This is a genomic window from Pseudomonas sp. AL10, assembly GCF_029960685.1.
GTDB lineage: Bacteria > Pseudomonadota > Gammaproteobacteria > Pseudomonadales > Pseudomonadaceae > Aquipseudomonas > Aquipseudomonas lactis.
In genome coordinates this window covers 22,601-32,201 of sequence record NZ_JASBQZ010000050.1, presented here as the reverse complement: position 1 = coordinate 32,201, position 9,601 = coordinate 22,601, and the positions used below count along the sequence as shown (strand labels likewise).

Annotated in this window: 9 protein-coding genes; 5 read left to right on the top strand and 4 right to left on the bottom strand. The window is 62.0% G+C overall.

Annotation, left to right across the window (positions count from 1 at the left end):
- The first annotated feature begins 401 nt into the window (after nucleotides 1-401).
- The 3 genes from QK296_RS26190 to QK296_RS26180 all read left to right on the top strand — a co-directional run bounded on the left by QK296_RS26190 (nucleotide 402) and on the right by QK296_RS26180 (nucleotide 3,598).
- The gene (locus QK296_RS26190) at nucleotides 402-1,298 is read left to right on the top strand and encodes a glyoxalase (protein ID WP_034133830.1); all 897 of its coding nucleotides are present in this window, start codon (nucleotides 402-404) and stop codon (nucleotides 1,296-1,298) included.
- Nucleotides 1,295-2,686, top strand: a complete 1,392-nt coding sequence (locus QK296_RS26185; protein ID WP_282391846.1) for an alginate export family protein — start codon at nucleotides 1,295-1,297, stop codon at nucleotides 2,684-2,686. Before QK296_RS26190 ends, QK296_RS26185 begins: the two co-directional genes overlap by 4 nt.
- A gap of 93 nt (nucleotides 2,687-2,779) precedes the next feature.
- Nucleotides 2,780-3,598, top strand: a complete 819-nt coding sequence (locus tag QK296_RS26180; RefSeq protein ID WP_282391844.1) for an alpha/beta hydrolase — start codon at nucleotides 2,780-2,782, stop codon at nucleotides 3,596-3,598.
- Nucleotides 3,599-3,755: 157 nt separating this feature from the next.
- Here the strand turns inward: QK296_RS26180 and QK296_RS26175 are convergent, their stop codons facing one another.
- Nucleotides 3,756-4,142, bottom strand: coding sequence for a DoxX family protein (locus tag QK296_RS26175; protein ID WP_034133827.1), 387 nt, complete (start codon nucleotides 4,140-4,142; stop codon nucleotides 3,756-3,758).
- 183 nt (nucleotides 4,143-4,325) lie between these two features.
- Here QK296_RS26175 and QK296_RS26170 point away from each other — a divergent pair, with 183 nt between their 5' ends.
- Nucleotides 4,326-5,324: an NAD(P)H-quinone oxidoreductase gene (locus tag QK296_RS26170; protein WP_003190605.1), complete on the top strand. Its 999-nt coding sequence runs from the start codon at nucleotides 4,326-4,328 to the stop codon at nucleotides 5,322-5,324.
- Nucleotides 5,325-5,383: 59 nt separating this feature from the next.
- On the opposite strand, the gene QK296_RS26165 is transcribed toward QK296_RS26170, so the two are convergent.
- A complete protein-coding gene (locus QK296_RS26165) occupies nucleotides 5,384-6,511 on the bottom strand; it encodes an alkene reductase (RefSeq protein ID WP_282391839.1) in 1,128 nt (375 codons plus the stop codon).
- Between the two features lie 78 nt (nucleotides 6,512-6,589).
- Complete coding sequence (locus QK296_RS26160) at nucleotides 6,590-7,267, bottom strand: type 1 glutamine amidotransferase domain-containing protein (RefSeq protein WP_003190601.1); 678 nt, start codon at nucleotides 7,265-7,267, stop codon at nucleotides 6,590-6,592.
- A gap of 167 nt (nucleotides 7,268-7,434) precedes the next feature.
- Between QK296_RS26160 and QK296_RS26155 the strand changes: the two genes are divergently transcribed.
- Complete coding sequence (locus tag QK296_RS26155) at nucleotides 7,435-8,373, top strand: GlxA family transcriptional regulator (RefSeq protein ID WP_003190599.1); 939 nt, start codon at nucleotides 7,435-7,437, stop codon at nucleotides 8,371-8,373.
- A 548-nt stretch (nucleotides 8,374-8,921) separates the two neighbouring features.
- Here QK296_RS26155 and QK296_RS26150 read toward each other — a convergent pair.
- On the bottom strand, nucleotides 8,922-9,560 hold the full coding sequence (locus QK296_RS26150) for a GNAT family N-acetyltransferase (RefSeq protein WP_034135324.1): 639 nt from the start codon (nucleotides 9,558-9,560) through the stop codon (nucleotides 8,922-8,924).
- Nucleotides 9,561-9,601: the final 41 nt, after the last annotated feature.

Below are 9,601 nucleotides of genomic sequence, written 5' to 3'. Positions count from 1 at the left end.
GTTTTGCTTACTTTGCCGCTTTTGCAAAGTGAGCCGCCGTCAGGGCGGAACCCTAGGTGGCCGTTACCGCAGGAATGGATATGTACCCAATCCAACTGTGTTGACTGCTGGGCCGCCTTCGCGAGCAAGCCCGCTCCCACAGTTTGATTGCGGGGGTGTCAGGGAGATAGGCGTCGGCTGTCAGGCCGTCATCGCAGGCAAGCCCACAGTTTGATTGCGGGGGTGTCAGGTAGAGGCAAGTTAACCCTCACATTTGGGTTGAGGGGTGTCAGGTAGATAGGCGGCCGCTGTCTGGACCGCGTAGCTGAAACGTTCAACCGAGCACGTCCATACAATCCCCCACAACCCTGCCCCCCCTAACCTCACCGCTTTCGAACCCTCATAAGCGCTGGAGAACGGGCATGGGTAACACAACAACCAAGGTATCGCTGGCATTGACGCTGCTGGCAAGTGCGATGATGAGCAGCGCGTTCGCCGCCACCCCAAGCGTGGCCGTGGCGCCGCAGTACGACACCAGCCATGTGTATGTGGCACCGGCCGATGTGGACCGTTTTGCCCAGAGTTTCCTCGCCACCTTCGGCGGCAAAAGCACGCCCCAGGTCGTGGTCAACGTGCTGCCGGTGCCGAGCAGCACCACCTCGCAACTGCTGCAGACCCCGGCGGGCACCGTGTCGTTGTTCGGCTTTACCACCCCCGTACCCCACCCCTTCGGCCAGGAACGCAACGGCTATCTGGTCAAGGACATGGACATGGCCCTCAAGGCCGCGCGGGAAAATGGCGCCGACGTGATCGTCAGCGATTTCCCCGACCCCATCGGCCGTGATGCCGTGGTGCAATGGCCGGGTGGCGTGAACATGCAGCTGTACTGGCACACCAAGACCCCGGATTACGCCGCCTTCGACACCGTGCCGGAAAACCGTGTGTATGTGTCCAACGACAGCGCCGAGCGGTTTATCAAGGCGTTCCTGGGTTTCTCCCACGGCAAGGTGTTGAGCGACGACAAGCACGCCCCAGGCGTTGATGTCGGCCAGGCCGGCGGCCACTACCGCCGGGTTGATATCGAATCGCCGTTCGGGCGCATGGCGGTGCTGGTCACCAACGGCCAACTGCCCTACCCGTTCGGCCACGACACCACCGGTTATCAGGTCACCGACCTGGCCGCCACCCTGGGCAAGGCCACTGGCTCTGGCGCCACAGTGCTGGTGCCGGCGTTCGACAGCAAAGGTCGGCGCAGTGCGTTGGTGGAGTTCCCAGGCGGTTATGTCGCAGAAATCCACCAACTCAGCGCGGCAAAATGATTCGTCACGCAGGCTGGAGCCTGGCGGTGCTGTGGCCGTTGCTTGCTGGCGGCGTGCAGGCCGACGACCAGCCGGTTCGCCCGGCGATCAAGGCCAACCGCTGGCAGGAAGACTGGTCTGTGCTCAAGGACCCGGCATTGCGCACGCAACCTTTGGACAACCTCAAGTACATCCCACTGTCCGCCGCCAACCCGTTCACCTACTTGTCGTTGGGCGCAACCTTGCGTGAACGCTTCGAGATGAACGACGCCAGCGGGTTCGGCGTGCGGGATGTAGCGCGTGACCGCTACCTGATCCAGCGCTTTCAGGTGCACGCCGACTTGCACCTGAACGAACACTGGCGGCTGTTCACCCAGTTGGAAGATGTGCGGGCCTATGACAAGACCACGATTGGCGGTGCCGACCAGAACCGCGTCGACCTGCGCCTGGCCTTTGCCGAATACGTGAAGACCTTCAGCGCTGGCACCTTCAAGGCACGGGCTGGCCGCCAGGATTTCGCCTTCGACTTGCAGCGCTTCATCTCGTCACGGGACGGCCCGAATGTGCGGCAGTCCTTCGATGCGTTGTGGGCGGACTGGGAAACGCCGCAATGGCGCTTTATCGGGATCGCCAGCCAACCGGTGCAGTACCAGGATGGCCGGCATTTCGACGATAAGTCCAACAGCGACGCGCGCTTCCACATGCTACGGGTCGAGCGGCTGGTGGGCGGCACCAATGAGCTGTCGGCCTATTACGGCATATACGAGCGCAGTGCCGCCCATTACCTGGACGCCGACGGCGACGAAACCCGCCAGTTGCTAGACGCCCGCCTCGGTGGCGCAGCCCAGGGGTTCGACTGGGATGTCGAAGCCATGCTGCAACGCGGCTCGGTGGGCAGCAAGACGATTCGCGCCTGGGCCGGTGGCAGCCGCACCGGCTACACCTTTGACACGCTGGCCTGGAAGCCGCGTATCGGCCTGCAACTGGATATCGCTTCCGGTGACCGCCAGGCCGGTGACGGCCGGGTCGGCACCTTCAACCCGCTGTTCCCCAATGGCTATTACTTTTCCCTGGCGGGCTATACCGGCTACAGCAACCTGATCCACGTCAAGCCGTCGATTACCGTCAAGCCCCTCGCCAAGCTCAGCGTGCAAACCGCTGTCGGCCTGCTGTGGCGGCAGACCACCGCAGACGCCGTCTACACCCAGCCCAACCTGGCCGTGGCGGGCACGGCGGGCCAAGGTGAGCGCTGGACCGGCGCCTACGGGCAACTGCGCACCGACTACGCCTTTACGCCCAACCTCAGCGGTGCGGTCGAGGCGGTGCACTACGCGGTGGGCCAGACCCTGCGTGATGCCGGTGGGCACGACAGCAATTACCTGGGCATGGAGCTCAAGTTCAGTTGGTGAGACAAGCACACCCATACAAGCCTGGGCCCAGGTTTACGGCAATAGTGATGCGGTTTTTACACCGCCCTTTTTCAGCCCTGCAAGGAGTTTCAGATGAGCACATTCGTTGCCAAAGACGGTACCCAGATCTACTTCAAGGACTGGGGCAGCGGTAAGCCCGTGCTGTTCAGCCATGGCTGGCCGCTGGATGCGGACATGTGGGAATACCAGATGGAATACCTGAGCAGCCGTGGCTTTCGCACCATTGCGTTCGACCGTCGTGGCTTTGGCCGCTCGGACCAGCCATGGACCGGGAACGACTACGACACCTTCGCTGACGATATCGCCCAGTTGATCGAACACCTGGACCTGCAGGACGTGACCCTGGTGGGCTTCTCCATGGGTGGCGGTGACGTGGCGCGCTACATCGCCCGCCACGGCAGTGCCCGTGTCGCCGGCCTGGTGTTGCTTGGCGCGGTCACGCCGATCTTCGGCCAGCAAGCCGATTACCCCCAAGGCGTGCCTGGCGAAGTGTTCGATGGCATCAAGGCCGGCCTGCTGAAGGATCGTGCGCAGTTCATCAGCGACTTCAACACGCCGTTCTTCGGTCTCAATAAAGGCCAGCACGTCTCGGAGGGTGTGCTCAGCCAAACCCTGCAGATCGCCATGCTTGCCTCGCTCAAGTCGACCGTGGATTGCGTCACCGCGTTCTCGCAAACCGACTTCCGCCCGGACATGGGCAAGATCGACGTACCGACCTTGGTGATCCATGGCGACGGCGACCAGATCGTGCCGTTCGACACCACCGGCAAAGTCGCGGCGCAGATGATCGAGGGCGCGCAATTGAAGGTGTACAAGGATGCGCCGCACGGGTTTGCCGTGACCCACGCTCAACAGCTCAACGAAGACGTGTTGGCGTTCCTGAACCGCTGATACCTCGATGCACTTGTAGGAGCGAGCTTGCTCGCGAAGAACGTCAACGATAACGCGTGCTTGCTGAATGAACGCGGCGCCTATGAGTTTTTCGCGAGCAAGCTCGCTCCTACAGAAGGCAGACGGCAAAAGGCCGGGTTCGCCCGGCCTTTTTTGTTCAGGCAAAACGCTGGCTCAACACCAGCCGCCCTGGCCCTGCGATCAGCACGCTGGTGAAGATGATCAGCAGCAGCCAACCGAACTGCCCTTCGAACAGCGTCCACTCCGGGTGCACCACCAGCAAAGCGATGACCAGCACTGCCAGAATCGGCAGGCACGCCAGGCGCACCAGCACGCCTGCCAGGATCAGCAATGGGCACAGCACCTCGGCGAAAATCGCCAGCAGCAAGGTGATAGACGCGCCCAGGTGAAACGGGTCTTCGATCAGCTTTAGTTGTTCGCTGTAGTGCAGCAACTTGGGCAACCCATGCACCCACAGCAGGAACAATGCCCCACTGGCCCGCAAAAACAACAGCCCGATGTCCTGATTTCTTGCTTGGTTCATATGCCACCTGTTTGCGTCGAAAATGACCGACAGTCAGTGTGTCCAACACCGCGTCGCCGCACTTGCAGGCTTGTGCTGAAATCCTGCGTTTGCATTGCCCAAAGAACCCGGCATGATCTTGCTGAACTGCCGACCCCGCGCTACGGTCCCAACCCATACGCTCATCGCTACAGGAACTTTTCCATGACGCTCCCCCAAGAAATGACCCTGATCGAAATCACCACCCCTGGCGGGCCCGAGGTCTTGCAGCCACGCAGCGCCGACGTACCGGTGGCCGGGCCAGGCGAGATTCTGATTCGCGTGCACGCCGCCGGGGTCAACCGCCCAGACGCCTTGCAACGCGCGGGCAAATACCCGATGAAGCCCGGCATGAGCCCGATTCCGGGGTTGGAAGTGGCCGGTGAAGTGGTGGCGCTGGGCACTGGCGTGAACGAATACAGCCTGGGCGACAAAGTCTGTGCCCTGACCAATGGCGGCGGCTATGCGCAGTATTGCGCGGTGCCGGCCAGCCAGGCGCTGCCGATCCCCGCGGGCATGGACTGGATTCAGGCCGCTGCCGTACCGGAAACCTTCTTTACGGTGTGGGCCAACCTGTTCGGCCTCGGCGGAGCCCAGAAAGGCCAGCGCGTCTTGATCCACGGTGGCACCAGCGGTATCGGCACCACCGCGTTGATGCTCTGCCAGGAATTCGGCATCCAGGCATTCGCCACGGCCGGCAGCGCCGACAAATGCGCAGCGATTGCCAAGCTCGGCGCCGAGCCGATCAACTACCGCGAACAGGACTTTGCCGAGGTCATCGCCAAACAAACCGACGGCAAGGGCGTCAACGTGATCCTCGACATCATGGGTGCCTCGTACCTTAACAACAACCTCAAGGCCCTGGGCATGGACGGCCACCTGGTGATCCTCGGTTTTCTCGGTGGCGCCAAGGCCAACGACGTCGACCTGCTGACCATCCTCGGCAAACGCGCGGTGATCACCGGCTCACTGCTGCGCGCCCGCACTCGAGAAGAGAAGGCCGAAATTGCCCAGCACCTGCGCGAACACGTGTGGCCGGTACTCAGTGCCGGGCGTTGCCTGCCGATGATCGACCAGGTCTACGCCTACACCGACGCCGCCCAGGCCCATGCGCGGATGGAAGGTGGGGACCATATCGGCAAGATTGTGTTGCGGGTGGACTGAGGCATTTTTGATGTTGTGAGGGGTTGCCTGGATGCCAGTCATTCAAGCCCGCTCCCACACTAGTGTTGGGCATACACCGGATAATCCACATACCCCGCCTGCGTGCCGCCATACAAACCTTCGGCCTTCAACGCATTCAAGGGCCAGCCATTGAACAGCCGCTGGGGCAAGTCCGGGTTGGCGATGAAGGGCCGTCCAAAGGCGATCAAGTCCGCCAACCCGGCCTCTACCAGCCGTGCGCCGCGCTCGGCGGTGTAGCGCCCGGCGTAGATGATCCTGCCGCTGAAGGTGCGGCGCACGGCCTGGCGGAATGTGTCGGGCAGGTCGGGCGCGTTGTCCCAATCGGCTTCGGCAATGGACACATAGGCGATGCCCGACGCTTCCAGCACTTTGATCGCTTCGATATAGGTATGGTGCGGGTCTTCCTCCACCAGGCCGATGTAGACCCGGTCCTGATCGGTGCCACTGAACAGCGGCGAAAAGCGCACGCCCAGGCGCTCCGGCCCCACCACCTTGCACACCGCTTCGACAATCTCGCGCAGCAAGCGCAGGCGATTGTCCAGCGAGCCCCCGTACTCATCCTCACGCAGGTTGGAATGGGCCGAGATGAACTGGTTGACCAGGTAGCCGTTGGCCGCGTGGATTTCCACACCGTCGAACCCGGCGTCCAGGGCATTGCGTGCAGCTTGGGCGTAGTGCCCCACCAGCTCTTCGATTTCCAGCGTGGTCAAGGCACGGGGTACGGGGGGCTGTACCAGTTCACCCACACCCGGCCCGGTTTCAATGAAGGCTTTGGCTTGCAACGCCGCCAGCGCAGACGGCCCCACCGGCGCACCACCGTCAGGTTGCAGCGCGTTATGGGACACCCGCCCCACGTGCCATAACTGGGCGAAGATCACACCGCCCTCGGCATGCACCGCTGCGGTGACTTTGCGCCAACCCTGGACTTGCGCCGGTGTATGGATGCCCGGCGTCCACGCGTAGCCCTGGCCACGGGGTTCGATCTGCGTACCCTCGCTGACCATGAACCCGGCACTGGCCCGCTGACGGTAATACTCGGCCATCAGGTCGGTGGCGATATTACCCGGCTGGGCGCTGCGCTGGCGGGTCAGCGGCGGGAGTACGACACGGTTGTTCAAGCGGTGATGCCCCAGCTTGATCGGGGTGTTCAGGATGCAGTCAGGCACGGAGATATTCCAAATTCAGGACGAACGAAAACCGTGGCGACTCCTGGGAGTCGCCACCGTATAAATCAGTGGATTAACTTAAGCGCAGAGTGTCAGCAGGGCCTTGGCCACTTCGCTGGAGCTGCCTGGGTTTTGCCCAGTCACCAGCAAGCCATCGACGAGGACGAAGGATTGCCAGTCAGCGCCCTTCTCATACTGGCCGCCCAGTTTTTTGAATTCATCTTCAATCAGAAACGGCACGACTTCAGTCAACTGCACGGCGGCCTCTTCCGAGTTGGAGAACCCGGTGACGCGGCGGCCCTTGATCAATGGCTCACCGTTAACCGCCTTGACGTGACGCAAAGCACCCGGTGCATGGCACACAAAGCCGATGGGCTTGCCGGCCCGCTCGAAGGCTTCGATCAGCGCGATGGACACCGGCGACTCCGCCAGGTCCCACAGCGGGCCGTGGCCGCCTGGGTAGAACACGGTGTCGAAGTTGGCGGCGTTGACCGAGTCCAGCTTCACGGTGGTCGCCAAGGCTTGCTGCGCAGCCGGGTCTTTGGCGAAGCGCTCGGTCTGCTCGGTTTGCGCATCCGGTTCATCGCTTTTCGGGTCCAGCGGCGGCTGGCCACCGGCCGGGGAAGCCAACACCACCTCGGCGCCAGCGTCTTTGAATGCGTAATAAGGTGCGGCGAATTCTTCGAGCCAGAAGCCGGTCTTGCGCCCGGTATCGCCAAGCTGGTCGTGAGAGGTCAGTACCATTAATACTTTCATTTTCCAGTGCCTCGATCGGTGTGAATAACAGTTGGCCCCATGTTAGGCAGCCAGGCATTGGCTCACAATGTCATATCCGCAAGGATTGCGGACATGCACCAAAGTCGGTTGCCGTTTGCCGGGCACGCGCCGACAATCGCCTCTCCCCCGCCCCTTGGAGAGATGCAATGCATAGCGTTGCGCTGATGGTTTACCCGAATTTCCAGTCGTTGAGCCTCAGCCTGGGCTCGGTGTTCGAGTGCGCCAACCTGCTGTGCGGCGAGCCGGCCTATGAGTTTCACCTGGTGTCGGAAAGCGGCGGCGCGGTGATGACCTCACAGGGCTTTTCGGTGAACACCAGTGCGCTGCGGCCAGAGGGCTATGACACGCTGATTGTCAGTGGCTACCTGGAGTTTCGCCTGCCGGAGGCCAACCTGCTGGAGCTGGTCAAGGCCGCGTCCGCGCAGTCGCGCCGAGTGGCGTCGTTATGCATGGGCATCTTTGTACTGGCCGAGGCTGGCTTGCTGGCTGGCAAGCGCACCACCACCCACTGGATCCATGCGCCGGCATTTCGCAAGCGCTACCCGGATATCCGCCTGGAAGAAGACAAGTTGTTCATTGTCGACGGCAAGGTGTGGACCGGTGCGGGCATGAGCGCGGGGGTCGACCTGGCGCTGGCGATGGTGGAGGACGACCTGGGCAGCGACCTGGCCCGGCGTATTGCGCGCAAGCTAGTGATTGCCCAACGTCGGGGCAGCGAGCAGTCGCAATTGTCGGCCTTGTTGGAGCTGGACCCCAAGTCCGACCGCGTGCAGTTGGCCCTGGCTTACGCTCGCGAGAATCTTACGCAGGATTTATCCGTGGAGGCCCTGGCCGACGTTGCCCGGCTCAGCCCGCGCCAGTTCAGTCGGGTGTTTCGCGAAGAAACCGGGCAGACCCCGGCCAAAGCTATCGAGGCCCTGCGGGTGGAAGCTGCGCGGGCGATGATGGAAATCAGCCGGCACCCGGTGGAAGTGGTGGCGCGCGAAACCGGGTTTGGTGATCGCGAACGTATGCGCCAGGCGTTTCTCAGGGCCTTCGGGCAGCCGCCCCAGGCGATGCAGCAGGTGCTGTTCAACCCGGGCTAGGCCCGTGACGGCCTGACAGCCGGCGCCTATCTACCTGAAGTCCCATGATCCAAATGTGGGAGCTGGCTTGCCTGCGATGGCGGCCTACCAGCCAACACTTACCTACCTGACACCCTGCGATCAAACTGTGGGGGCGGGCTTGCTCGCGAAGGCGGCCTGGCAGGCGGCACAGTTGGATTGTGTACATATCCATTGCTGCGGTAACGGCCATTTAGGGTTCCGCCCTGACGGCGGGTCACTTTGGAAAAGAGCCCCAAAGTAACCAAAGGGCTCTTGCCCCACCACTCGGCACCTCGCTTGGGCTCGGTGTGCCCGAACACAGGCTTGAATCCGTGGGCCGCCGCCACGCGCCATCCATGGCGCGGGGCGGCTAACCCGGCGTCCTGCCGGGTTACCCACGAATTCAAGCCTGCGTTCGGCCAGCGTGGTTTAACGGGGCGCCTGAGATCAAAAGCAGATCAAGAGCAAGATCAAGAGCGGCTCGCTTCGCATCGTGGTTACGGTTGATCGCTACAGCGTTGTTTAGATATGGAGAAAGCCCCCGCCCGTCAATGTAACGAAGCCCGGGTAATCAGGTAGTTCACCAATTGCGGCTCATCGTCAAGTTCAATGCTCTGCACCGGGCGCGGCAGGTTGTCCAGCACCGTGCGCCAGAACGCCTGGGACACTTCGTCCTGATCATAGAAACGCACCAGCCAATTGCGCTCGCCGCTGCACAGCACCTGGCTGGCAATGGCGCGGCCGATGCCCTTGCGGCGGTAGCGCTTGAGGATGAACAGGTCGGCCAGTTCCAGGGCGTCGATGCCCGGTAGTTCGCTGCCTTCGATCAACAGGAAACCGGCGATGTAGCCGTCTACCAGCAGCAGGTTGGCGCTCCATTGCGGGTCGCTCCAGTAGCGGGCCAGGTGTTCGTCGTGGATGTAGAAACGCCCATCGGCCTCGACATCTTCCTGTTCCCAGTCCGAAGACTCGTAGGCGTAATACTGGTAAAGATTGCGGATCAGTTCGGCTTCTTCGGGGCCGGTCTGGATCAATTCGACGGTGGTTTCAGGCATGGGGCTCTCGGTGGAAAAACGCAGGGCGCCATTGTTCACAAAAGTGCTGCCCACGCCAATGGCCTGGCGAATCCTTTCTATTGGCTGAACCGATTGCAAATAGCAGTTGCCTTGGCCGAAATCCTGAAACATTTAGAATAAACTTCGCCGGTTTCTCCCTATTGCTCAAGGAC

What these genes read in the sequence shown, in the direction of transcription:
- QK296_RS26170 (WP_003190605.1), top strand. Translation starts at nt 4,326, where the DNA reads ATGACGCTCCCCCAAGAAATGACCCTGATCGAAATCACCACCCCTGGC.
- QK296_RS26190 (WP_034133830.1), top strand. Translation starts at nt 402, where the DNA reads ATGGGTAACACAACAACCAAGGTATCGCTGGCATTGACGCTGCTGGCA.
- QK296_RS26175 (WP_034133827.1), bottom strand. Translation starts at nt 4,142, where the DNA reads ATGAACCAAGCAAGAAATCAGGACATCGGGCTGTTGTTTTTGCGGGCC.
- QK296_RS26160 (WP_003190601.1), bottom strand. Translation starts at nt 7,267, where the DNA reads ATGAAAGTATTAATGGTACTGACCTCTCACGACCAGCTTGGCGATACC.
- QK296_RS26185 (WP_282391846.1), top strand. Translation starts at nt 1,295, where the DNA reads ATGATTCGTCACGCAGGCTGGAGCCTGGCGGTGCTGTGGCCGTTGCTT.
- QK296_RS26150 (WP_034135324.1), bottom strand. Translation starts at nt 9,560, where the DNA reads ATGTTTCAGGATTTCGGCCAAGGCAACTGCTATTTGCAATCGGTTCAG.
- QK296_RS26155 (WP_003190599.1), top strand. Translation starts at nt 7,435, where the DNA reads ATGCATAGCGTTGCGCTGATGGTTTACCCGAATTTCCAGTCGTTGAGC.
- QK296_RS26180 (WP_282391844.1), top strand. Translation starts at nt 2,780, where the DNA reads ATGAGCACATTCGTTGCCAAAGACGGTACCCAGATCTACTTCAAGGAC.